The organism is Spirosoma harenae (assembly GCF_054776975.1).
Genome location: NZ_BAAHBD010000010.1, coordinates 34,450 through 59,550 on the forward strand (window position 1 = coordinate 34,450; position 25,101 = coordinate 59,550).

The following is a 25,101-nucleotide window of genomic DNA, read 5'->3' on the forward strand; positions in this document are numbered from 1 at the left end:
CTGTTTACGATTTACTGAAAAATGGGGTCCATTGATTCATCAGGCTAACCAGACGTTTTTCAACTGCTACATCTGGAATACCGAGCCAGTTGGCATAGGTATCGCCCAGAAAGAAACGCATTTCTGCGGCTGCGAGGTTCCGACGATTTTCGTACCCAGCGAATATACCTCCTGCCGGGTTCGCTGGCTGAATCTGCTGTAGTGCCGGGTCGGCCAACGCATTTAATAGCGCGTGTGTAAGGCCGATACCCGCTTCGGACGGGGCAAACTGCCGTCGGATAATTGCCTGATGGAGTGTATAGGCTTCGCGAAGATTTCGGGGCAACAACTCATCTGCCACGCCGTTTAGCCAGCCAACTACGTTGATATGATGCAGATAATTCTCTTCGTCCTCATCATCAGCAGATCGGACCGACCAACGACTAGCCGCTTTTCGTAGGCCCAGAAGGACAATATAGGAAAACGCCAGATTCGTTCCAGCCATATCTTCCTGATTGACAGGAAGTCCCCAGGCCATATTCCATCGCCCAGAGTGTAAAGAGAACCAGCGGGCACCAGCATGAATCAGACGGACTTTGAGAGTTCTTATGGTTGCTTTTCCCACCTGGGCATGTGTAGAATCAGGCAACCATTCTTTAGGGTTATTGACGGCCAATATCCATTCACCCGTTTCGCGCAATCGACGTAAGGTATCGTTTTTAATGCGTTCGGTTAGCCAGAGAACCTGTGCGCCATGAGCTCCTAAATATGAATAAGGGAGTGAAAAAAAACCGAGTACAAAACCAATCTGTTGAGCGTTCTTCTGGAAAAAGCGCATGCCGCGCTGCATTTTTTCCGTATCCGCCCAACTGGGTAAGTGCGCGTATTCAGTAAAAAACTCCTGAACGGAGGGATGTTGTTCGCTAACAGCAAAATCGCTCGTATCAGTCAGCCACTTCATCAGTGAACGCAATCCGATCGATCCACCTCCCTCAACAACAGACGCGATGACTGCATCGGCAGGTGCATCCCCCTGTTGTCGATGGCCCTCTAATAGCTCATCTGAAAATGGCCGTGTTGATTTGATAAGCGTTGGCATCGTTGCAGTAACGGTTTAAACGAACAACGATGTGCGGAAGGGATTGGTTTTCGCTTGTAAAGTTTGAGGTTAGTTGACGCATCAGCAATATATGCGTCAACTAACCTCAAACTATGCGCATCAACCTCATTTTTCAACCGGACTAATGCTGCTTTCTGCTGTATTGCTGATAAAGGCAACTCGTTTGCCGTCGGGCGACCAGGAAGGGGTATTGATCGTACCTTGTCCGCCATAGATGTAAGCCAGCACTTTAGGCTTTCCAGCACCAGAAATCGGTAGTAACCGAAGGTAAACGTGCTTATAGAATGGATGCTCATTGGATTTGACTTCCTCCTTTAGGAAGGACAGGAAAATAATCCATTTCCCATCGGGCGAAATATGCGGAAACCAGTCGTGAAATTCGCCATCCGTAACCGCTTCCTGTTGACTGCCATCAGCTTTCATTCGCCAGATTTGCATCGTACCTGTCCGATCGGAGTTGAAATAGATATACTTACCGTCTGGCGTAAACTCGGGTCCATCATCAAGGCCTTTAGCATCTGTTAATCGCACTTCGGGTCCACCGTCTGCGGGGACGTTATAAATATCAAATTCATTATTCCGAGAGCCAGTAAATACAAGCGTTTTATTATCTGGCGACCAGCCGTGCAGGTACGATGGTCCTTTAGGCGTAATCTGTTTAGGTTCTCCGCCCCTTATTGGAACAGTATAAATAATCGAACCGCCAAGTTCTCTCACCCCACTACTTAATCCAATCATTTTTCCGTCGAATGATAAGACGTGGTCGTTGTTGTTGTTCTTTACCGTACCCGTATTAAACACAGTGGGTTGCGCTTTAGCCAGATCAAACGCATACATGAGTCCATCACCATTGTACAATAGCGTTTTCCCATCTGGCGTCCAGTTAGGGGCCTGAATCGACTTAGGCGCATTGAAAATCACTTGTCGTTTTCCGGTAGCAATTTCCAGTAACTCTAAATTACTTGCCAGGTATTCGCGGTATGGAACAAGCTTGTCGTGTGCAGGTATGCTAATGCGCACATCCTGAAAAACCTCTCGCTCCAGCACATCTTTATTGTGTGAGCTAATAAATAAACCAACATATACTTCTTCGCCCAAATCTAGATCGGTAACTTGCTCGTTCACAAACGGTTCGCCGAATTTCGCCACTCGCATGGTGTAGGTATTACCCTTTCGTTCCAGTTGAAGAACATCAGCCTGAGTTATTTTAGAATGGACTTCTTCCGTATTAGCTCCCGATGTTTTTCGGAATTGCAGCGCATTCATTCCATCGCCATGTGTAGCTACGGTAACATGCGGAGACTTCCCGTCGAGGCTACTGCGAACCATCCAGCCTATTTTCCGGTGGCCATCAACTCCTTTCCCAACCAATGAGGCTCGTGTATAAAGGATAAAATCGCCTTTCATACGTTTCCAGAGGTACTGAAATTCGTCGTGATCGAACCAAATATTGTATCCGGAACCCGACATAGCATACTGATGGGTCTTCGAGTTATAACTGGCAGAACCTGGTTTTAAGACCGCCCCAATGTCTGTATGGCCCTCAAAAATACCGAGGTTTAACTTTTGGGCCTGACTAGTAGAAACTAAGAGTATACTGGTTAAACAGGCTAGTAGCGTTAGAACTTTCATTACGTTTTAAATAGGTTTAGGGAATGTATTTTCCTGAAATGCACCGTACGATTATCACTAAAGCAGTGTCATCCAATCACTTACTTAACCGATCAGTAGCTGATACGGTAATTATCTAAAAAGACGTATCTACCACACTAACAGTGAATTAATTCAGTCAAAATGACTCTTTATTGTACAAAATAGCGTATCAATTTTTCATTGAATTTTCTATCTTTGTCAGAATACACATTTACGATTTTGATGGACAAGCTCACTGCCGATGATTTAATCTACGGGTACGTGAACGGCATTTTTCCAATGGCCGATGCAGATGGGACGCTTTACTGGTATGCTCCCGATCCGCGCGCTATTATCCCAATTCATACCTATAAACCCGCCAAATCGCTTCGTCCGGTTCTAAATCGCAACCAGTTTGAGATACGACTGAATACAGCTTTTGAGGAAGTTATGCGCGGCTGTTCGAAACCACGCTCCGAAGAAGATAGTGTCTGGATTTCCGACGAAATTATCGATGCGTATACGGAATTGCATCATATGGGATTAGCGCATAGCGTCGAGACGTATATAGACAATCGGCTAGTGGGCGGCCTTTATGGAGTAGCATTAGGCTCCGCGTTTTTTGGTGAATCGATGTTTACCGTTGTGAGTAATGCATCGAAAGTGGCATTCCATTATTTAATTATGATGCTCCGCCAGCAGAAGTTCACCTTACTTGATACTCAATTCATTAACGATAACGTTCGACGTTACGGAGCCATTGAAATCCCTAAAGCTGATTATCTGCGACAACTCAAGCTAGCCCTGCGTCATAAAGTAAAATTCACGAACGAGTTGCCGGAGCAGGTGTAACGGTAGGCGGTTTACCGAAAACCGAATATCAAAAACCCGTTATCTTTGCCCGCATGTCAAAACCCGTTCTTGTTCTTAAATTCGGTACTGCTTCCATTACAAAACCCACCGGCGAGCCTAACGAGCCCGTTATGGTCGATATCGCTCGACAGGTAGCTGCGTTGCATCCTCATTATCGGATTGTACTGGTATCGTCGGGTGCAGTCGGCGCCGGGAAATCGTTGATTCGTGATTACAAAGGCGATATCACCCAGCGAAAAGCTGCCGCAGCTGTCGGCAATCTGTTGTTACTCAACCAGTACTCCAGGTTCTTTGCCATTTATGGAATTTCCATTGCACAAAGTTTATGTGAACGGCATCATTTTGCGAGTCGCGATCAGTTTCTGCAATTAAAACAGACGTACGAAGAGTTGTGGGCCAATGATCTGATTCCTATTGCCAACGAAAACGATGTGGTCAGCGACCGCGAATTGAAGTTTTCCGACAACGATGAATTAGCTACCCTGATTGCTATAGGTTTCGGTGCTAAAGCGCTCATGCTTTGTACATCCGTAGGTGGATTGCTCGACAACAATGGCCAAATTATTCGCCAGGTCACGGACTTTGATGAGCGAATTTTCGGTGTGGTTCGAACGGATAAATCGTCGTTGGGTCTAGGAGGTATGGCGTCTAAACTGACATTTGCGAAACTGGCGACCCGGATGGGGATTCGGGTCGTCATTTTCGGATTAAACGAAGCCAATAGTCTTAGCCGGGCATTAAAGGGCGAAATGGGAACTGAGTTTATTCCGCAAACGAATACGTTATCGGCCCGGAATCGTTGGCTTGGAAGTGGTAGTCTCGTGGTTGGCCGTATACAGATAGATGCCGGTGCCGGGCGCGCCTTAAAACAGCGTAGAAGTTTGTTAGCGGTGGGTGTACGAAACATTTTAGGTGAATTTGCGGCTGGTGAAATGGTCGAAATTTTAGACGACGAACAGGCAACTATCGCCGTAGCCCGAACGAGGATTTCGTCAGAAACGTTATCGCAACAGCTTAGCCAGCAAAATGTTGAAGTCGCCAATGCGAATGATATTGTACTTTTGTAGACCAATCTTTTTGGTCAATTTTGTGATTTAACGACGTACGTTATGGTACAGGTAACGAAACAAGCAGTGCAACAATGGATGTTACAAGACTATCTTGTGAAACAGCATCGCTTTCAGGATACAATTACCCAAATGGAGCGGAAATACGGTATGACCCTTGAGGAATTTGAGAAACATATCGAAACGGCCGAAAAAGAAGTCTTTGAAGAATGGGACGATAATATCGAATGGACAGCGGCTGTTAGTATGCTACCGGATGTACTTCACAGCATTGAGGAAATTAAGCAAGGGGCTATTGAAATAATTGAATGAGCGATAATTATTCCTTGATAGAGCATATTCTGGACGATTTAAACAAGCACACATTTATTAGTCAATATGGTATTCTTAAGTATGAACATACTGCCTTAAAGTTCCAGTTAAAATTGCGAATCGAATTCACAAATCAATATGTCTTATTTACAAATGAATACGTGGGAGGTGAAATCCGAAAGTATGCATTTCAATGGCAAACCGCTGATAATACGTGGTTGATGCGCTGGGACAATGTTCCCCATTTTCCTAAACTTACGTCATTTCCGCATCATAAACATGATTACCGAAGTGGCTCCGAAGTAGTCACGGAAAGTTTTAATATTTCACTGATGGACGTATTGGTTTACATCCATTCTCAGTTTCTGAATACTAATCAATGACACCAATTACACCTTTACTCCAGTCAGCACAACAGGCAGCCGCGACGGTTCGGCGGTTGAGCCCCGCTCAAAAAACGGATTTACTCAATCGGTTGGCGGACGTACTGGAAGCCAATTCACAACAGATTGTGATCGAGAATCAAAAAGATCTCGACCGAATGCCATCAACCGATCCGAAATATGATCGGTTGAAACTGACAGCGGCACGTATAACTGATTTGGCGAAAAGCTTACGCGACATTGCCGTATTGCCCGATCCGGCTGGCGAAGTAATTCTGGAGCGAACCATTGAGCAGGGATTACAGCTAAAAAAGATAGCCGTTCCGCTTGGCGTTGTGGGTGTTATCTATGAAGCCCGTCCGAACGTAACGGTTGATGTGGCCTCATTATGCCTTCGGTCAGGAAATGCGTGTGTGTTGAAAGGCGGCAAAGAAGCTGATTTCTCAAATCGCTATCTAGTAGGTCTGATTCAGAGCGTACTGGCGGAATTCAATGTACCGAAAGCCGCTGTTACCCTCCTCCCACCCGACCGGGCCGTGGTCAACGAATTGCTTACCGCGACTCGCTACGTCGATATCATTATTCCGCGCGGTTCCGACTCGCTGATTCAATTTGTTCGCAAGAATTCGTTGGTACCTACCATCGAAACAGGGGCTGGTGTCTGCCATGCTTATGTAGAAACTACAGCTGATTTGACTAAGGCAGTTGCAATTGTTGTCAATGCTCGGGTCTCTCGCCCATCGGTTTGTAATTCACTGGATTGTGTATTAGTCGATGAACAGATTGCGGAGCATTTCCTGCCTATGCTGGTTGACGATTTCAGAAAATGGAACGTCGAAGTTTTTGCCGATGAAATCAGTTATGCGATTTTTGAAAAAGCCGGTTATACGGCCTTGCAACACGCACAACCTGAAGATTTTGGCCGCGAGTTTCTGGATTATAAATGTGCGGTGAAAGTAGTAGCGGGTATGGATGAAGCTTTATCACATATTCAAACCTATTCATCCCGGCACTCTGAAGCGATTCTATCACAAAATCAGGAACTTATCGACCAGTTTCTGCGTGAAGTTGATGCAGCCGCTGTTTATGCTAATGCGTCAACCCGATTTACGGATGGCGGAGTCTTTGGACTAGGTGCTGAAATAGGCATTTCGACCCAGAAACTTCACGCTCGCGGACCATTCGCTCTCGAAAAACTAGTAACTGAAAAATGGATCGTTGTGGGCGACGGCCAGGTCAGATGGTAAATAAAGCGTATACATAAATCAGAACTAAAATTCAGCCTTACACTTGTTGATTATTATTGCTAATGATTAAATCAAACATTCTGTTTTCTACGCTTGTCGGAGCGTTATTCTTCTTCGGTATTAATGTACAAGCTCAATCGTTAAAAGTCGGTTTTACCCGCATTGACTATATTGTATCTCAAACCCCTGAAGCAAAGGAAGTTACCAATCAATTAACCATTCAACAAACCCAGGCTGAGAATGAGTTGAAGCGAATGCAGAAAGAGATTCAGGATAAATACGCAGCTTATCAGTCTGGGGCTGCTCAGATGACCGACGCAATTCGGAAAGCTCGGGAAACTGAAATACAATCTCTCCAGACTCGAATTCAGGAATTTAGTCGGACAGCGGAGGAGTCGTTACAGACGAAATACACCCAACTGATGAAGCCCATCCTGACGAAAGTTCAGCAGGCTATTGACGCAGTCGCGTCTGAAAATGGGTATAGCTATATTTTAAGTGCTAATGCAAATGGCCCCTCTCAAATTCTCTACGGAGCAGAGGAATTAAACATTACGGATCTGGTCCTTAAAAAATTAGGCATCACTCCTGGCCAAACCCCCGCCCCTACCGCACCTGCGAAAACTACGGCTACACCGCCTGCCAGTACGACAGCACCTAAAAAGAATTAAAGCTTCGTCCGTAGGTGTGTATCGAGTTGAAAGGGATTAGTAGGAAACTCCGTCCGGCCCTCTAAAACCAGTTCAGCCAGCATCTGCCCGACTGCGGCCGAGTGTTTGAAACCATGCCCTGAACATGCCGATGCCAGCAATACGTCTGGATAGCTGGGGTGTTGGTCAATCAAGAAATCGCCGTTGGGTGTCATGGTATACAGACAAACCGTCGATTTGACGCAATCGGACCCTATTCCGACAAAGTTTGGCTTGACGTAGTTTTCGTACATGAACTGCGTTTCGGCCTCGCTAACCGTTCGATTTACACTCTCAGGAGTTGTCGGAAATTCAAACATTTCTGTCGCTACTTTAATCCCTCCCCTTGGCCCGTTCACTGCCGGGAAACCATATACAGCCCGATCATTGAGAATAAAAACGGGGAACCGATCAGACGTAAACGTCTCATAGTCAGCTGTTATAGCAAACCAGTATAGCACCTGCCGATAGACACGAAGCAGATCTGCATACGATGTATCGCGAATCGATTCTGTTATCCAGGCCCCAGTCGTCAGAATTAATTTCCGGGTTTGATAAATAGCATGATCCGTTTGAATAGTGAGGCCGTTCGACGTTGATTTAATGGCTTGCAAACGCTCATTGGTATGGATCGAAGCTCCATTTTTTCGCGCTTGTTCGAGTTGTACGGTGATGCATCGTTCCGGCCCTAAAAAACCAGCTTCCTCTTCAAAATACCCGATGTCGTTTGGCTGAAATTTGAACTGCGGAAATCTTTGTCGAAGCGTATCCGTATTAAGTAGACTATGTGGAATATGAAACTGTTCAGCTGCCTGAATCGTCGTTGTCAGCCAACCCGCTTTGTTTCGCGTGCGAACGTCTGAGTTAGGTTGTCCAACAAAAAGTCCTCCCGTTATGGTCAATAATTGTTCGCCCGTAAGCTGTTCGAGTTCACGCCAGATATCGTAAGATCGTAATGCCAGAGGAACAAAATGAATTCCTTCGCCAATAGCCTGTCGGGTGATCCGGGTATCGCCATGCGTAGATCCCAGCGTATGCGGAGGAGCAAACTGATCGATTCCTAGTACATGAGGTGTCTGTTTGGAGAGCTGGTAAATCGCAGCGCTCCCCATTGCTCCAAGTCCTACCACAATCGCATCGTAAATCATAGATCCACTGAGCCTTTATCAGACTATACTTCGATTGGCTCTTGATAGACTTTCAGCAATTGCGTATCTGTTAACGAAGGCATAGCGTAGGTAACACCGTTTAGGTCAGCGAACTCAACAAGATAATTCCCCTTGTCAAACACCTCAACAATTGTCCCTAAGCTACCCTTTTTTAGTCTTTCGGCAGGTAAATCAGTGAGTAGGACAACCACATCTAATACGTGTAAAGAATCCATATAGTCTATCTTAATCGTTAACCTAACAACTTACTAAACGCGGAAACGGCACAACGATTTACGCTAATAGCCGTACCAATCGCTCCACCACTTCTGCAAACTCCGGCGAATTTCGGCTTCGCGCGCATTATGGCCGGGTTCATACAATTTGCGTCCTTTCAACTCGTCGGGCAGAAAATTCTGCTGAATAAAATTCCCCTCGTAACTATGTGCGTATTGGTACTCTTTTCCGTAACCAATTTGCTTCATCAATTTTGTCGGCGCATTGCGCAAATGTAGGGGCACCGGCAAATTAGCAGTTTGCTCTGCCAAGGCAATAGCCTCATCAATCGCTACATAACTAGCATTGCTCTTGGGCGACGTAGCCAGATAAACCGCTACTTGCGATAGGATAATTCGTCCCTCAGGCATCCCAATGGCTTTTATAGCTTGCACAGCTTCCGAAGCCATAATCATCGCGGTTGGATTAGCATTACCAATATCTTCCGACGCCATAATCAGCATTCGTCGGGCAATAAAGACCGGATCTTCACCCGCCACAATCATTCGAGCCATCCAGTACAACGCTGCATTCGGATCAGAACCGCGTAACGATTTGATAAAGGCCGAAATAATGTCGTAATGCTGTTCTCCCGATTTATCGTACCGAGCAATATTCTGTTGAGCAACCGCTGTTACACCTTCATCGGTAATTACTAACGGATCGGTTGATACGTGTGCTGACGCAACCAATTCGAGCAGATTTAATAGCTTGCGCCCATCCCCTCCCGACAATCGCAGTAAAGCATCGTAGGATTCAAACGTAATCTTTTTCGATTGCAAAAACGGGTCCTGAGCCACGGCCCGATCTACTACCTGAATCAACTCCTCACGACTGAGCGCTTCCAGAATATAGACCTGACAACGTGATAATAAAGCACTATTTACCTCAAACGATGGATTTTCAGTAGTGGCGCCAATGAGCGTTATTTGGCCTTTTTCTACAGCGCCTAGCAAAGCATCCTGCTGACTTTTATTAAATCGATGAATTTCGTCGATAAAAACAACGGGCGGGAACATACCACTTGGCCGACTCAGCACATCCCGAATTTCTTTGACGCCTGAATTTATGGCGCTTAGTGCAATAAAGGGTCGTTTAACCGCTTCGGCTAGTAATAAAGCCAGTGTCGTTTTACCAACGCCCGGTGGTCCCCACAAAATCATGGAAGGCAACCGACCGGCTTCGACTGATCGACGCAAAGCGCCACCGGGACCAATTAGCTTTCGTTGACCAATGACGTCATTGATTGTTTGCGGACGAACCCGCTCAGGTAAAGGCGTTGAGTCTGTATTCATCCAGCGAAGTTAATCACGACGACGCAAACCTTTTCCCTACTGCATAAAACAAAACCCGATAACTGAACCAGTTATCGGGTTCGGAAAGGGGTAGAAATAGCCAGCGTCAGAGTGACACATTTTCAAGCGTGACATACCGCTTGAGGTTACTCATAGCGCCAAAAATCAGATTATATACAGACTGGATATTGATTTGCATTAAGGCCGAAATTTCTTCGTTGCTCATGTTCTGAAAATACCGAAGATGAACGGCTTCGCGCTGACGGCGGGGAAGTTTTTCGAGTGCCTGATGCAGACAATCGTTGATAAACATATCCTCCTCGTGATTGATCAGCAAATTTTCGTGAGAGGGATCGGAGCCGGGGAGCGTATCGCCAACGCGTCGGCCATTTACCATCTCGTCCTGACTAACTAATTTCTGCTCGGCGGTCAGGTGACGAACTAATTTACGCTTAATTGAGGCCATTAAATAGAATCGTACCGAAGTGGTTGGCCCGATGGTGGAACGATGCTTCCAGAGTTCAACGAACAGGTCGTGGATGCAGTCTTTAATTAGCGCCCGGTCGGTGGCAAAGTGGACGCAGTAGTGATAAAGAGTTTGAACATAATTTTGATATAGTCGGGCAAACGCATTTTCATCGCCCCCGCGAAACAGATTCCATAAGGTTTCGTCGTCGGGGCCATTTTGGGTACGAGAGCGGGCCATGATGTAGGGAGTAAAGGTTAGGAATAGCCTTGAGGTCTGTAAACTTACCGATAAAAAATAGAATTAAAAAAATACCGTAAAAAAAAATTTCTGTTCACGGTTTTCCCGTTTGCAGAGACACGAAGGAAAAGCTTTTCCCATCGAATAACCCCTTATCACTCAGTTTCAAACTAGGAATAACTAGAAGTGCCATAAATGACAATGTCATAAACGGAGCGTCTAACGTGCTACCTAATTCTTGCTTGGCAAACTGATCGAGTGCCAAATATTGTGTTGCTATATCATATCCATCGCTGTCTGTCATTAGGCCAGCTACGGGTAAAGGCAGAAGTAAATTTTCCGGAGTCGTGGTCAAATGAAGGAACTCCCGTCGGCTCATCAGCTCATGATCGTGTTCATGTGGAGCCGTATTTTTTACAGCTGATAAACCACCTTTTGCTTCAATGACCAGGTTGATAGCCTCGCTAATACTAGCATCATCACAGCCAACCGCCGTAATGTTATGTGAGTCGTGACCGACGGATGAAGCGATGGCCCCTTGTTTTAATCCAAAGTTTTTAATAAACGCAACCGACGGAGGAACATCCTGATATCGATTGACAACGACTAATTTCAGAATATCCTGCGCTACATCAGCAACGATCTGCCCATTCTCCGCATTTGGTTCGTAGAGAAGTTCATTCGTAATCAATTGCCCGTTCAGTGCTTCAATCACGCGAAGCGGCCCTCCCTCCGAAGAATAGCTGACAGCAAAATCAGCTGGATTTTTAGGTGAGCAGTTGAATTTATTGACATGTTCACTCCGTAAGTCGGGGATAGCCGACTTTCCATTTTCCGCCACTACCTCGCCATTGATGACTGTTTGCTGTACGGTAAAGTCTTGTAAATTATCAACTACAATATAATCAGCCGGATCGCCTTCGCGTAGCAAACCGACGGGCAATCGATAATGTAAAACCGGATTCAGACAAGCCGCTCGCAATACATTCCAGAGTGAATTTCCTTTAGCCAACGCCCGAACGACTAACTGATTGATATGGCCCTCAGCCAGCGTATCTGGATGTTTATCGTCAGAACAGAACATGATTTGCTCCGGAAACTGAGCCAGTAGCGGGATCAGCGCATCGAAGTTACGGGCGGCACTCCCCTCGCGAATCAGAATGTACATGCCCCGCTGCGCTTTATCGAGCCCTTCTTCATACGTAAAACACTCGTGATCGGTAGTAATTCCGGCATCAATATAGCGCTGCGCATCGTCGCCCATCAGTCCCGGAGCGTGACCGTCAACAGGTTTGTTGAAGGCTTTTGCATAGGCAATTTTTGTCATTACTTCCGGGTCCTGATGCAGTACGCCCGGAAAATTCATCACCTCGGCCAGATATCCGATCTCTTTAAGCGCCAGTAATTTTTTCACTTCCTGCGCGCCAATCGTAGCACCAGCCGTTTCGAATGTAGTAGCCGGAACGCAGGACGGAGCGCCAAACATGAATTTAAACGGAACGCGCTTAGCCTCCTCAAGCATATATCGCACGCCATCTACGCCAAGTACATTACCAATTTCATGCGGATCAGACACCGTCGCAACCGTTCCATGAACAACGGCTAGCCGGGCAAATTGAGGTGGCGTCAGCAGCGAACTTTCGATATGGACATGCGCGTCGATAAAACCGGGCAATACATATGGTTCACCCGGACGTTCGGCGCTGAGTCGGCTAAATTGAGCAATACGGCCTTTCTCAATGGTGAGTTTGCCATAATAAATCGTTTGATCGAAAAGATTCAGAACGTTTGCAGTAATCATAATTAAATGCGGATAAATAATTTACGAGTGTACATCCACCAAAGTATCAGGTAAAAAATGCCCAGAGCAGTTATACCCATAAGCAAGGGCTCGTACGGTTCGCCCAGTAGAAGAAACGGTCCGTGTCCCAAATGTGTATATAGAGATGTAACGATGAACTTATCGATCAAATGCACCAGACAGTAGATGGCGATGGAATTCATGCCGACGACAACCAGTGGAAAAGCCCACTTCCGCCAGCCACCCACATCAATTACACCATAGAAAAAGGCCAATAACCAAAAGCACCAACCACCACTAAACAGTACCCAGGCCGGTGTCCAGATTCGTTTCACAACCGGACAAATTCCAGTTATATGCAAGAGCAATCCAGCAATAAGGCCGATAAAACCAGCTATGATAAAATATTTCAAGATGTCTCGATTCGACATTCCAGACCGCAACCAACGACCAGCCTGTAATCCTAACACCATTGTGCCGAGTGTTGGAATAAAACTGAGTGTAGCGTATCCACCGCCATTATATAGAAACGGCTTTGCCCGCGGAAATATGTTTAGAAACCAGGTATCGAATGCCCAGGCGAGATTGCTGTTTTTATTAAAATGAGCCATCAACCCGGTATAATGCTCTTGCCAATCAGCCGGAACGCCTACTGCGCTATAATCGAAATCGACAGTTGGAGGAGCTGGATACAGGATAAACGCCAACCAATACCCAACTAAAATTCCCGCAAACGTGAACCATCCGATTCGAGGTTTTGCATTGCCCAGTAAAAACAAAAATGGGTAGCCAAGCCCGATTTGGGTCAGTGTATCCTCAAACGTAAAGTTCGTTTGATCGGCATGGGTAGACCGAAGAAAAAAACCCAATAGAATTAAAATCAGAGAGCGCCGAATGGCATGGCCAAATTGTACGGAAAACGTTTGCGCCTGCTTTACTCGGCTGGCTATGGAATAGGGTAAGGCAACGCCCACCAAAAACGAGAATGACGGCTGAATCAGATCATGAAGTGAGCAACCGGCCCACTCCACGTGGCTCTGATGATGCGTCAGAAATGCCCAAAATTTGCTATCCGGCAATGATTCGTGCAGGCGATGAAATCTCAAAATTTCGGCAGCCATCAATGTCATGACAAAGCCTCGATAGGCATCCATCGACATAAGTCGGCCAGCCAGAAAGCCGGTCTGGGTATCGGACGTTACGTTGGGCATAGGAAACGGGTAGGAATTCGCTGCCAAAACTTAGCAATGGCATTCATATTCGCAACATTGCTGAATAAAGTTTTTCAGAGTGGTGGTATATTTCGGCCCGTTACGTCTCTTTAAAGAGAAGGTCAGATCGTTAATCCCGTGTCTGTGTCCTCACAGACACCTATGCGTCAGCAAAGATTAGCCTACCGGAAAGGTGTCTGTGAGGACACAGACACGGGGGACAAGGGACAACCAAGTTTTCTATTCTTGATTAATACCTTATTACGTTTACCAATTGTTTAAACCAGTTTTTCGATGACTGCGCGTGTTTTAAAAGTTCATCCCGCCGATAACGTAATTGTTGCGCTCCGGAATTTGTCGGCTGGCGAACGGGTTGAGTTTGAAAACGATACCTACGAGTTACCCTATGCCGTTGGCGCTAAGCACAAATTTGTGACGGAAGATCGGCAACCTGGCGATCCGATTACGATGTATGGCGTTCTGGTTGGCAAAGCAACCCAGCCCATTCGACGGGGGGAACCGATTACGACGTTCAACCTGAAGCATGATGCGGATCGCTACGGTCTTGATAAAAAACAGCCTTTTTCCTGGCAACCTCCCGACGTTTCGCACTGGCAAGGCCGAACGTTTATGGGCTATCACCGCGCTGATGGCAGTGTTGGTACCCGAAATTATTGGGTTGTGGTGCCGCTGGTCTTTTGCGAGAATCGAAACGTTCTGATTCTCAAAGACGCCTTCGAACGTGAATTAGGATACGCACAACCCGAAATCTACCGGGATCAGGTTCACGAGATGTTGAGCCTGTATAAGGCTGGCGAAATGGATGTTGTCCATAAAATGCAGCCGTTCGTTGATGAGTCGCAGAATAAAACACTCAATCATGCTCACGAAACTGCCAAACGTCCATTTAAAAATATTGACGGAATCAAATTCCTGACCCATGAAATGGGTTGTGGTGGCACTCGGCAGGATTCGGGCTATTTATGTTCCCTGCTGGCTGGATTCATCAACAATCCCAATGTAGCGGGAGCGACCGTTTTGAGTTTAGGCTGTCAGCATTTGCAGGTCGATATGATTGGTGCCGAAATCAAACGGCAAAATCCGAAATTTGATAAACCGTTGCTCCTGTTTGAACAACAGGCCGGAACCGAATACGCACTAATGTCGCAGGCGATTAAAGAAACGTTTTTAGGACTGGTCGAGATCAATAAAATTGAGCGGAAACCTGCTCCGTTGAGCGCCTTAACTGTTGGCTTAAAATGTGGTGGTTCCGATGGATTTTCGGGAATATCAGCCAATCCGTCATTAGGTCATCTATCAGATATTGTCGTAACGCTCGGCGGGAAAACTGTACTGGCCGAATTCCCTGAACTCAATGGTGTTGAACAAGAACTTATCAACCGCACAGGCGATACGGAGAAAGCGCAGAAGTTCATCGACCTGATGAGTACCTACTCAGCTCAGGCTGAAGCCGTTGGTTCAGGATTCGACATGAATCCATCACCGGGAAACATCAAAGATGGCCTTATTACCGATGCCATCAAATCGGCAGGAGCAGCTAAAAAAGGCGGCACCTCCCCTGTAACCGATGTACTGGATTATGCAGAACCGGTCAGAACTCCCGGTTTAAATCTGCTCTGCACACCTGGTAACGATGTCGAAGCCACAACAGGGATGGCTGGTTCGGGTACGAACGTCATCGTATTCACAACAGGACTTGGTACGCCAACGGGCAACCCGGTTTGTCCGGTTGTTAAAGTATCGACCAACACAGCGCTCAAAAATCGAATGCCCGATGTCATTGATTTCGACAGTGGTCCAATCATCGACGGCGAAGAAAGTATTGCACAAAATGCCGACGCCATGCTGGAATACATTGTTAAACTAGCATCAGGCGAAATCATAACCCAAGCCGAACGACTAGGCCAAGACGATTTCATCCCCTGGAAACGGGGCGTTTCACTTTAATAATTGTGAATGAGTGATTGAGTGATTGAGTGAATAGCTTACGCATGATTTATTCACTCAATCACTCAATCACTCATTCGCTCATTCACTTATGTTTTCACTCAAAAATAAAACCGCCCTCATTACCGGGGGAGCCAGTGGTATTGGGCTGGCCATTTCAAAAACGTTTGCGCAGGCAGGCGCATCGGTTCATATCCTTGATCTCAATGCTGACCTAGCTGAACAGGCGGCTGACAGTATTCGACAAGATGGTGGACAGGCTAGTAGTCATGAGGTTGATATCTCGAATCAACAGCAAACGATTGAGGTTATCAACCAAATTGCGGCAGAGAAACCCATCAACATTCTGGTTAACAATGCTGGCGTTTCGCATATCGGTACGGTGGAAACCACAACCGAAGCTGATTTCGACCGGATTTTCCGAATCAATATTAAAGGGGTTTACAACTGTCTGTTTGCCACGATTCCGCATCTGAAAGCAAATGGGGGTGGTGTCGTGCTCAACATGGCATCGATAGCGGCTACAATAGGCATCCCAGATCGGTTTGCCTATTCAATGAGTAAAGGTGCTGTGTTGACGATGACACTATCTATCGCGAAAGACTATCTGAAAGATAAAATTCGCTGCAACTGCATTTCGCCAGCTCGCGTTCATACGCCGTTTGTCGATGGATTTATCGCCAAAACCTACCCTGGTCGCGAAGCGGAGATGTTTGAAAAACTATCGAAAACACAACCCATTGGCCGTATGGCCGAACCGGAAGAAATTGGCGCGTTAGCGCTTTATCTATGCTCCGATGAAGCTGGATTTATCACCGGTTGCGACTATCCTATTGACGGTGGATTTACAAGGCTGAATAATTAATAATTTACCGTTGTCCTGCTCTGATCCAGGTTGTCAATTTCAGGCGAAAATTGACAACCTGGATCAGAGCCGCATCAGCAATTCCTGGATAAACAATTGGCTAATTAGGGCGGTATGCTTCCCGCTTTAGGGGAGGTGTACCGTCACGGTGGAGCGGTTGTAAGCGCCAAAGCATCCCAGCCCTCCTTGAATATTAGTCGGAAGCAGGACGGGCTCGGCAAATGGATTGTTGGCTGACTGAACCTGCCGATCAATAGCCTCGTGATACCGATAATAAGCTTCGTCCGTGTTCAGCAGATACGCATTGATGGGGCCGGTTGGTCGGCTGAGCTGAGCCTGATCATTGAGCCAGATTGACGGCGTAAAAAGTTGACCGCCCGTGAATATCATCTCATTACCATCGTTGCCAACGTCGGTTACCAGGGCACTTGATTGGAAAAGCCAGTTTCCACGGCCATCCCGAAATAGCCCTGGGTCAGCCATTGACAAGCTTTTTTGAAAATGGTATTCGTTGGTCCCCGCAATTCGGTAATAGTTAAGCTGTCCGACCGGGTCCCGCCAGTGTAATCGGGCGTAATAATCTAAATAGTTTCCGGCGCCTTCCTGGTAGGCCAACGAATCAATACGTACCTCCGTGATCGGTACGGCATTAGGGACTGTACAGGTACTCACAACCGACCGTCCATCCGGCACACTGACCCGCAGGGTGTAAGTGGTACCGGCGGCAATGGGAAACGCAATCGCCTGGACACTATACAGCGTATAGTCGATGCCGTCAAGCCCCCGGTTGTGTCTGCCGGACAATTGAACCGATCGACTGCCGTCCGAGAGCATAACAGTAGCATCAGCGACATCCGTTTTTAGCAAGGTGTCGGCTCCAAACAAGGGTTGGGACCAGGAAATGCGGGCCGCCAGCACGGTATCCTGCGGGGAAATAAAACAGCTAACCACTAATTTTTGGGTTTCTTCCGTAAACGCTTTCGGAAATACTTCCTTGCGCAGGCGATCACAACTAGTCAATAGGGTTCCCAGCAGGAACGTGACGCATAAAACGTAGAATCTCATGATTAGAATTTAAAATTGTAGCTGATGGATGGAAGAATGGGAAATACCGAGTAACGGAAGAGACCAACGGGACTTGAGCCACCCGAATAGACAGGCTCAATTCGATAAAAAAATGGATTCCAGCGATTATAAGCGTTATATACGCTGAATTCCCAGGTTCGTTCATGGTGCTTTTTTTGCTTATGAAACTGGAGGGATAGATCCAACCGGTGATAGGCTTCCGCCCGAAAATTATTTTTCTGCGGGCTGTACTCGTTCACCTTAGTGCCACCATCAAAAAAAGGACTGATAAAATAAGGCGATCCCTTAACATCAAAGACCGTCTGCAAACCGGGGTCATTACCATACGCCGAGTAACTGGCGAGGGGTAAAGTGAGCGCATTCCCCGTACCATATACCCAAGTGGCCGACAGCGTAATCCGTGGGCTTAGTTTGTAAATCCCAACCAATGAGATGTCGTGCCGCCGGTCGTAGCGGGGATAAAACGGGTTGCCCGCATTTAAGTCGGCGAATTGCCACTTTGTCCAGGAAAGAGTGTACCCGACCCAGCCCGATAATCGACCGATTTTGCGTTGAAACAGCACTTCGGCTCCATAACTCCAGCCTTTACCGGTCGTTACATTATCTTGCCAGTCAACGTTTTCCGTCGATTTAGGATCATCAATCAACAGAAAGCTGGCGCCTTCTTTATAGTTAACGAGATTCCGCATCGACTTATAATAGCCTTCCACCGTTAAGGCAAACCCCTTGCCCAGGGCAAAGTCATCCGCAAAATCGGTCGCTAAACCAATGGCTAGCTGCTGAGATTGCTGCGGTTTCACCCGGTCCGTAGTGGGTACCCAGAGGTCTGTTGGCAGACCGATACCCGTATTGCTAAGCAGATGGATATACTGATTCATAGCACCGTAGGAGAATTTAGCAGCTAGCGCAGGACGAATCTGGTAGGAGGCCGAGAGTCGGGGTTCGGGCCGCCAATAATGCGCCGTCTGCTGCGTAAACGAACTCAGCCGTACTCCACCATTGATGCGCCACCGCTGGCTGGGCCGCCACGTATCTTCCACATAAACACCCGTTTCCAGGGCCTTGATGGTATTGACCGATGAGTTGAATGCGTTCGCTGCGGGATTGTTGACGATGAGGGCACTCGGGGTAAACTGGTGAAAGACCATCTGGGCCCCAAGGCGGATGGAGTGCTGGGCCGACGGATAATAATCAACATCGAACTTAGCAGATACATCCCGAACGCCTGATGAATAACGCAGCGATGAATTGAGCGTCTCGGACAAGCGTTCATCGGACGCAATCTGAAACTGGTAATCGCTATAAATAAGGGAGAGATTGGAAAAAAGTTTCTGATTAAACAAGTGATTCCAACGGAGCGTACCGGTCACATTGCCCCAGCTGAGACTATTATTCGACGCGAGATCATTAGCGTAAAACCGATCACGACCAAGATAGCCACTCAGATAAAGTTTGTTTTTTGGCCCAAAATCGTAGTTGGCTTTCGCATTGACATCATAAAAATAGTAGCCCCCCTTCCCTTTGTTGTCACTCTGACCAGCCAGTATTGGGGCCATCAGCACGTCCAGATACGTGCGTCGGGCCGAGACCAGGAAGCTGCCTTTTTTGTTTTTGGTGAAGGGGCCTTCCAGGGTCAGTCGACTGGCAATCAGGCCAATTCCTCCCTCGCCGTGTAATCGCTCTTTATTGCCATCTTTCATGTTCAGCTCAATAACGGATGAGAGCCTGCCGCCATACCGGGCGGGAAACCCGCCTTTGATAAGTTCGACACTTTTGAGCGCATCCCCGTTGAAAACCGAGAAAAAACCGAACAAGTGATTGGCATTATAAACAGTGGCTTCATCCAGAATGATCAGATTCTGATCAGGGCCACCACCCCGTACGTAAAGACCTGTCTGGCCTTCCGACCCTTTCTGAACGCCAGGTAGTAGCTGGAGTACCTTTAACACATCTTTTTCGCCCATAATGGCGGGGATTTGCTTGATCTGCGCAACCGGAAGGTCAATTTGACTCATCTGAAGCTGTTCACTCACTTTTTCCTCCGAACGGCCTGCTTTCACATCGACAGCGGCTAACAACCGGCCGGGTGTTAATAGGATAGTCAGCGTAGTATTTTGCCGAAACGGAATGGTCTGTCGATGGGTTTGATAGCCAACATAGGAGTAAGCTAGCTGTAAGCTATCCTGAGCGGGCAAGGTCAACGAGTAGAATCCGTAAGTATTGGTGGTGGTGCCCAGGGCCGTACCGGGCAAATAGACATTAACGCCAATCAGGGCTTCCTGGCTTCCCAGCTCACGCACATAACCGCTGAGAGTGACTCGGTCTGCGGATGACTGGGAAAAGCCAGATTGAGGTAACAGGAAACTGAGGATCAGCCAAGATCCAATGGCAAAAAGTAAAGATCGCATAATACGTATAGAGTAAGGTCCCTGCTTCAAGGGGACAGGCTGTTGATTGGCATGAGCCAATAGGAAACGTTTGGGCTAGCTAACCAACACTGCTGGCGGTTAGTGTTGTCAGACCGGTTATAAACACGACAGGAGCAGATAGGCACACTTCCCCTTTACACCCAGTTTGACGCTGGTGTAGGCACATTTTATGGTAAGCACCTGGAATGTACTGGGCAGCGGATGGGTAAACCGAAGAATGTATTATTCAGTTGGCAGGCAAGTGGCCGGGACTGCGCGGCAAGAATTAGTAAGCGTAAACTTGTGAAAAGAAGGTTAGTCATGAATACTATTAATGGGTACTACCAGCTTAAACAATCCCGAATGGAATGTAGTAGGGATAACTTAATGAATACATCAAAAAATGTTGTCAAACGTGGTAAACATGACATCAATGAGCCGAAACCTACTCGTTTCTGGCTGAGCTATTGGATTAGCTAATCTATCCTCGTTCCATTACTGAAAATAGGTAGTGAATGCGCCCACAATTACCTTACTAAAAATTGTCATTTAGAGGTGTTATTTTAAAAACCCTCCTTGCAAAACAGGCCACTTTTTCGTAAATTGTCCAGATTCTAAACGGCACTGATGAACTTTAAATTAACTTCAGAATTTCAGCCCACTGGCGATCAGCCTAAGGCGATTGACCAACTTGTAAAAGGCGTAAACGAAGGTGAACCATCGCAGGTATTACTTGGGGTGACGGGATCAGGTAAGACATTCACGGTAGCTAACCTGATCGCTAAAACCAACCGCCCGACACTCGTTCTGAGCCATAACAAGACATTGGCAGCGCAGCTTTACGGCGAATTCAAGCAGTTTTTCCCCGAAAACGCAGTCGAATATTTCATTTCTTATTACGACTACTACCAGCCGGAAGCCTATATCGCTACGACGAATACGTATATCGAAAAAGATCTAGCCATCAACGAAGAAATCGACAAGCTTCGGCTGGCGGCAACGTCATCGCTGATGAGTGGTCGGCGCGATGTTATCGTAGTAGCTTCGGTTTCCTGCATTTATGGTATGGGCAACCCCGAAGAATTTAAGAATAATGTGGTTCGGATTGGGGTTGGCGAACGGATGAGCCGCAATCAGTTTCTGCATCAGTTGGTGAGCATTCTCTATAGCCGAACCGAAGCTGAATTTGGTCGCGGCAATTTTCGGGTTAAAGGCGATACGGTGGACTTATACGTCGCCTATGCTGACTTTGCTTACCGTGTCATATTCTTTGGCGACGAAATTGAAACCATTCAACGGATTGATCCATCGACGGGTAAAAAACTCTCGGAGGAAAGTCTGGTGACGATTTTCCCGGCTAATCTTTTCGTTACCAGCAGCGATACGCTTAAAGGTGCTATTCATCAAATTCAGGATGATCTGGTTGCTCAGATACGCTATTTTGAATCGGAATTTCGCGAACAGGAAGCCAGCCGAATTCAGGAACGAACTGAATTCGACCTCGAAATGATGCGAGAGTTAGGGTATTGTTCGGGCATCGAAAACTACTCGCGCTACTTTGATCGACGGCAACCTGGTCAACGTCCATTCTGTCTGCTCGATTATTTCCCGGATGATTATCTGTTAGTTGTCGATGAAAGTCACGTAACGATTCCACAGATTCGGGCGATGTGGGGCGGTGACCGTTCCCGAAAAACCGCCCTAGTCGATTACGGATTCCGGCTTCCCTCAGCGCTGGACAATCGCCCACTGACGTTTCAGGAATTTGAGGATTTATCGGGGCAAACCATTTATGTATCCGCAACGCCATCCGACTACGAACTCCGCCGAAGCGAAGGCGTTGTCGTCGAACAATTAATTCGCCCCACAGGGTTACTCGATCCTGAAATTGAAGTTCGGCCAAGCCTGAATCAGATTGACGACTTACTCGAATCGATTGATACGCGGGTAAAACGTGGTGAGCGCGTGCTCGTTACCACACTGACCAAGCGCATGGCTGAAGAATTGACGAAATATTTGGATCGGGTAGGTATCAAAACCCGCTACATTCACTCTGAAGTGAAAACACTGGATCGCGTCGAAATTCTGCGTGATTTACGATTGGGCAATTTCGATGTATTGGTTGGGGTTAACTTATTGCGCGAAGGCCTTGATTTGCCTGAAGTATCGTTAGTTGCAATTATGGACGCCGATAAAGAAGGTTTCTTACGCGACATTCGATCACTGATTCAAACCATTGGTCGAGCCGCTCGAAACTCGAACGGGAAAGTGATTATGTATGCCGATCGAATTACGGGTTCTATGCAGAAAGCCATCGATGAAACCAACCGTCGCCGGGCAATTCAGATGGAATACAATACCGATAATGGTATTACGCCAACTACCGTGCTAAAATCCCGCGAGGCCATTATGGGTCAAACCAAAGTGGCCGACTCAAAAGTGAAGCACTTCTATGTCGAACCCGAAGAAATTCGAATTGCGGCCGATCCGGTGGTTCAATACATGGGCAAAGGCGACCTGGAAAAAATGATTGTTGAAACGCAATCTAAAATGGAAAGAGCGGCCAAAGACCTCGACTTCCTAGAAGCCGCCCGTCTGCGCGACGAACTATTTCAGTTACGAGACAAGCTGAAGAAAGAGACGGCGTAGTCCCGATTTTGTAATTAAATGATTACAAATTGAAAGTATTTAATTACATTTGCAACGGTTGGGGAGAGATCCTCGACCCTTCCTTGAGGTAATGCGACCGGCCGGATAGCATTACCTCATTGTATTTTACGGCTAATAGTGCCATCGAAAATCTCCTTCCGTTTTAGCCGGAAAAGCTCACCTTTCCAGATCAGCCAGAGTTCCTTTATTTTCTGAGAACTAGTTCTCTTAAGTCGGTCTTTAATAGCCCATATCAATTTATTCCGGTCAATAGAACTCTGAATGTTAATCAGAATATAGTTAGCCTGTCCATGCGCATCCCTAATCTCATTATCAACAGCTCCAACAGTAGGCGTTTGGTTATGCTTGAATTCGATATAAATCTGTTCTTTTAATAAATAAGCATCCGGAGTGCGAAAAGCTGTATCAATGGCTAATAAACGTACCTGATAACCTAACTTTGCTAGCAAAATAGCGGTTTCAATATTTTGTTGAGCTTCGTGGGAGTTATGCGTACGGTGCACTTCAACATATCCTCCAGAATAATCTTCCGGATCAGGATAAACGAGCTTATAATTGCGGGTGTCAGACATTCGGCGATATCAACATAAAAGAACCCGCAAGTTACAAAATCTTATTACCTTAGCAGTCTGTCAACTTAAAACTACCTCGTAGCGATGAAACGTATTCTGGTCATTCTTGGCATTATTGCCGCCGTCGTCTTAATTGGCGTATTCTCGTTTAGTAAATGGACGAAGTCAGCCAGTCCGGAAGCGATCGCGCAGGTTGACCAGAATGGACTAAAAATTAAGGTCGATTATTGCCAGCCGTATAAAAAAGGGCGTAAGATTTTTGGTGGACTGGTCCCTTACGGAAAAGTCTGGCGTACAGGGGCTAACGAAGCTACGTTAATCGATTTCGATCAAAATGTGATTGTCGCCGGGCAACCTTTAGATAAAGGCGAATACACGCTTTGGACGATTCCCTCACAGGATGGCTGGATTGCAATTTTCAACGGTGAGACAGGCCAATGGGGAACCAACTACGACCAAACCAAAGACATTTTACGCGTGCCAATTGTATCGCGTAAACATAGCCCGATGGCCGAACAGTTTTACATTACGTTTGCTCCATCACCCAACGGTACAGATATGATTCTGGCCTGGGATGAAACCGAAGCGGTTGTACCGATTCAAAAAAGAGAGTAATTCAGAACCGGGATTTAGCAGATTTTGGGATTAACCTGATTTTGTTTTCGCTTCAGAGAATCACTATCAAGCAAAATCAGGTTAATCCCAAAATCCGCTAAATCCCGGTCTATTAACGATGAAAGCTCGTACCGATGAATTTTAGCGCATTGGGCAAACCCGTCCGCCAATAGGACCAGGTATGAGCACCATCGCGAGCGCGGTATTCATGTGGAATTTTCCGCTCTAACAGAGATAAGTGCAGCATCGCATTTCCGACTGTCAGCGCGTCATCATCCCCGCAGTCAAGATACCAGCGCACTTTTGTTAAATCACTCTCGGGAGCCGAACGAGCTAACGTGATAGGACTATTTCGCTTCCAGGTTAGGGTCAATCGTTCCTCACCTTTGACAGGCCCACTGAAAATTGGAGCAAAAACCGTGTTGTACCGCTCATCCGGCATGCTGGCAAATGTTTCGTCAGTACGAACGGCTGCACTCAAAGCTGCACAAGCAGTGAATAATTCGGGGTGATGCATAGCCAGCATCAAAGACCCATACCCCCCCATCGATAACCCCGAAAGTGCTCTGAATTCCCGCTGTGTACGCGTTCGAAACATCGAATCGATGTGCGGAATCAACTCCTGCACAAACATATCTTCGTACCGAATTTTATTCTGATAATCATTGACATACCAGGTCGTTCCTGCATTAGGCATCACAATAATCATCGGAGGGAATTCGCCGGATTTAATTCCTTCATCCGCAATTCGATCAGCCTCCCCAAACTGTATCCAGCTCGTTTCATTATCACCCAGCCCATGTAACAGATAAACCACCGGATAGCGACGGTTCGAGGTATAGTAGTCGGGAGGCAGGTAAATCGAGAATTTAACTTGCTGATTCATCAACGAACTATTAAAGACCAGACTTTCCAGAAGGCGCGTCTGCGGAGCTGCCACAACAGGAACAGGTCCGGTATTTTGCGGAGTTGTCAATTCCGTGCGTCGGCGCGATTGGGCTGATGCTGTTAAAGCCAGAACGGTCAGGAACGTACTGATTATAAAACTACGTATGGGCATTGGCGTAAAAGGCAGTGAAAGGGGTTTAAATTTATGCGAAATTTAGCTGGTAGCCATTGCAAAGGCCTAAATTGCATCGGCTTCGCTCAGTAGTCTAACCCAAATCATCCGCTTGTGT

Annotated in this window: 22 protein-coding genes; 10 read left to right on the forward strand and 12 right to left on the reverse strand. The window is 46.7% G+C overall.

The features are described 5' to 3' along the window. Nucleotides 1-4 precede the first annotated feature (4 nt). A complete protein-coding gene (locus tag ACYVE4_RS14045) occupies nt 5-1,078 on the reverse strand; it encodes an oxygenase MpaB family protein (RefSeq protein ID WP_461040747.1) in 1,074 nt (357 codons plus the stop codon). 126 nt (nt 1,079-1,204) lie between these two features. After that, on the reverse strand, nt 1,205-2,731 hold the full coding sequence (locus tag ACYVE4_RS14050; protein WP_461040748.1) for a TolB family protein: 1,527 nt from the start codon (nt 2,729-2,731) through the stop codon (nt 1,205-1,207). Nucleotides 2,732-2,974: 243 nt separating this feature from the next. Here ACYVE4_RS14050 and aat point away from each other — a divergent pair, with 243 nt between their 5' ends. The 6 genes from aat (at nt 2,975) to ACYVE4_RS14080 (ending at nt 7,284) form a co-directional block, all read left to right on the forward strand. After that, entirely contained in the window at nt 2,975-3,583 is a 609-nt protein-coding gene (gene aat, locus ACYVE4_RS14055; RefSeq protein WP_461040749.1) for a leucyl/phenylalanyl-tRNA--protein transferase, read from the forward strand. 53 nt (nt 3,584-3,636) lie between these two features. Beyond that, complete coding sequence (gene proB / locus ACYVE4_RS14060; protein WP_461040751.1) at nt 3,637-4,671, forward strand: glutamate 5-kinase; 1,035 nt, start codon at nt 3,637-3,639, stop codon at nt 4,669-4,671. Nucleotides 4,672-4,713: 42 nt separating this feature from the next. Then, complete coding sequence (locus ACYVE4_RS14065) at nt 4,714-4,983, forward strand: hypothetical protein (protein ID WP_461040753.1); 270 nt, start codon at nt 4,714-4,716, stop codon at nt 4,981-4,983. After that, nucleotides 4,980-5,366 carry a toxin-antitoxin system TumE family protein gene (locus ACYVE4_RS14070; RefSeq protein WP_461040754.1) on the forward strand — a complete coding sequence of 129 codons (387 nt, stop codon included), beginning with the start codon at nt 4,980-4,982 and terminating at the stop codon, nt 5,364-5,366. The genes ACYVE4_RS14065 and ACYVE4_RS14070 overlap by 4 nt, the downstream gene beginning before the upstream one ends. Beyond that, entirely contained in the window at nt 5,363-6,613 is a 1,251-nt protein-coding gene (locus tag ACYVE4_RS14075; protein WP_461040756.1) for a glutamate-5-semialdehyde dehydrogenase, read from the forward strand. The genes ACYVE4_RS14070 and ACYVE4_RS14075 overlap by 4 nt, the downstream gene beginning before the upstream one ends. A gap of 62 nt (nt 6,614-6,675) precedes the next feature. Next, a complete protein-coding gene (locus ACYVE4_RS14080) occupies nt 6,676-7,284 on the forward strand; it encodes an OmpH/Skp family outer membrane protein (protein WP_461040757.1) in 609 nt (202 codons plus the stop codon). Here ACYVE4_RS14080 and solA read toward each other — a convergent pair. From solA to ACYVE4_RS14110, 6 genes are all read right to left on the reverse strand, one after another. Then, nucleotides 7,281-8,450, reverse strand: a complete 1,170-nt coding sequence (solA, locus tag ACYVE4_RS14085; protein ID WP_461040759.1) for an N-methyl-L-tryptophan oxidase — start codon at nt 8,448-8,450, stop codon at nt 7,281-7,283. The two genes, ACYVE4_RS14080 and solA, sit on opposite strands and share 4 nt — an antisense overlap. Nucleotides 8,451-8,473: 23 nt before the next feature. Further along, a complete protein-coding gene (locus tag ACYVE4_RS14090; RefSeq protein WP_461040760.1) occupies nt 8,474-8,686 on the reverse strand; it encodes a DUF4926 domain-containing protein in 213 nt (70 codons plus the stop codon). A gap of 63 nt (nt 8,687-8,749) precedes the next feature. Continuing rightward, complete coding sequence (locus tag ACYVE4_RS14095; RefSeq protein WP_461040761.1) at nt 8,750-10,021, reverse strand: replication-associated recombination protein A; 1,272 nt, start codon at nt 10,019-10,021, stop codon at nt 8,750-8,752. Nucleotides 10,022-10,127: 106 nt separating this feature from the next. Next, nucleotides 10,128-10,727, reverse strand: coding sequence for an RNA polymerase sigma factor (locus tag ACYVE4_RS14100; RefSeq protein ID WP_461040762.1), 600 nt, complete (start codon nt 10,725-10,727; stop codon nt 10,128-10,130). A 94-nt stretch (nt 10,728-10,821) separates the two neighbouring features. Beyond that, complete coding sequence (ade, locus tag ACYVE4_RS14105; RefSeq protein WP_461040763.1) at nt 10,822-12,528, reverse strand: adenine deaminase; 1,707 nt, start codon at nt 12,526-12,528, stop codon at nt 10,822-10,824. 2 nt (nt 12,529-12,530) lie between these two features. Continuing rightward, nucleotides 12,531-13,739: an acyltransferase family protein gene (locus ACYVE4_RS14110; RefSeq protein ID WP_461040764.1), complete on the reverse strand. Its 1,209-nt coding sequence runs from the start codon at nt 13,737-13,739 to the stop codon at nt 12,531-12,533. Nucleotides 13,740-14,033: 294 nt separating this feature from the next. On the opposite strand from ACYVE4_RS14110, the gene ACYVE4_RS14115 reads away from it, so the two are divergent. Beyond that, nucleotides 14,034-15,707 carry a UxaA family hydrolase gene (locus tag ACYVE4_RS14115; protein ID WP_461040766.1) on the forward strand — a complete coding sequence of 558 codons (1,674 nt, stop codon included), beginning with the start codon at nt 14,034-14,036 and terminating at the stop codon, nt 15,705-15,707. Between the two features lie 91 nt (nt 15,708-15,798). Beyond that, on the forward strand, nt 15,799-16,572 hold the full coding sequence (locus tag ACYVE4_RS14120; protein WP_461040767.1) for an SDR family NAD(P)-dependent oxidoreductase: 774 nt from the start codon (nt 15,799-15,801) through the stop codon (nt 16,570-16,572). A 126-nt stretch (nt 16,573-16,698) separates the two neighbouring features. Here ACYVE4_RS14120 and ACYVE4_RS14125 read toward each other — a convergent pair whose 3' ends face one another. Then, nucleotides 16,699-17,637 carry a DUF4249 domain-containing protein gene (locus ACYVE4_RS14125; RefSeq protein WP_461040769.1) on the reverse strand — a complete coding sequence of 313 codons (939 nt, stop codon included), beginning with the start codon at nt 17,635-17,637 and terminating at the stop codon, nt 16,699-16,701. A 2-nt stretch (nt 17,638-17,639) separates the two neighbouring features. Beyond that, nucleotides 17,640-20,066 (reverse strand): TonB-dependent receptor, encoded by a 2,427-nt coding sequence (locus ACYVE4_RS14130; protein ID WP_461040770.1) that lies wholly within the window; start codon nt 20,064-20,066, stop codon nt 17,640-17,642. Between the two features lie 627 nt (nt 20,067-20,693). Here ACYVE4_RS14130 and uvrB point away from each other — a divergent pair. After that, nucleotides 20,694-22,715 (forward strand): excinuclease ABC subunit UvrB, encoded by a 2,022-nt coding sequence (uvrB, locus tag ACYVE4_RS14135; protein WP_461040771.1) that lies wholly within the window; start codon nt 20,694-20,696, stop codon nt 22,713-22,715. A 116-nt stretch (nt 22,716-22,831) separates the two neighbouring features. Here the strand turns inward: uvrB and ACYVE4_RS14140 are convergent, their stop codons facing one another. After that, nucleotides 22,832-23,308: a hypothetical protein gene (locus ACYVE4_RS14140; protein ID WP_461040773.1), complete on the reverse strand. Its 477-nt coding sequence runs from the start codon at nt 23,306-23,308 to the stop codon at nt 22,832-22,834. Between the two features lie 84 nt (nt 23,309-23,392). Between ACYVE4_RS14140 and ACYVE4_RS14145 the strand changes: the two genes are divergently transcribed. Continuing rightward, nucleotides 23,393-23,923, forward strand: coding sequence for a DUF2911 domain-containing protein (locus ACYVE4_RS14145; protein WP_461040775.1), 531 nt, complete (start codon nt 23,393-23,395; stop codon nt 23,921-23,923). A gap of 112 nt (nt 23,924-24,035) precedes the next feature. On the opposite strand, the gene ACYVE4_RS14150 is transcribed toward ACYVE4_RS14145, so the two are convergent. Then, on the reverse strand, nt 24,036-24,983 hold the full coding sequence (locus ACYVE4_RS14150; RefSeq protein ID WP_461040777.1) for an alpha/beta hydrolase: 948 nt from the start codon (nt 24,981-24,983) through the stop codon (nt 24,036-24,038). Nucleotides 24,984-25,101: the final 118 nt, after the last annotated feature.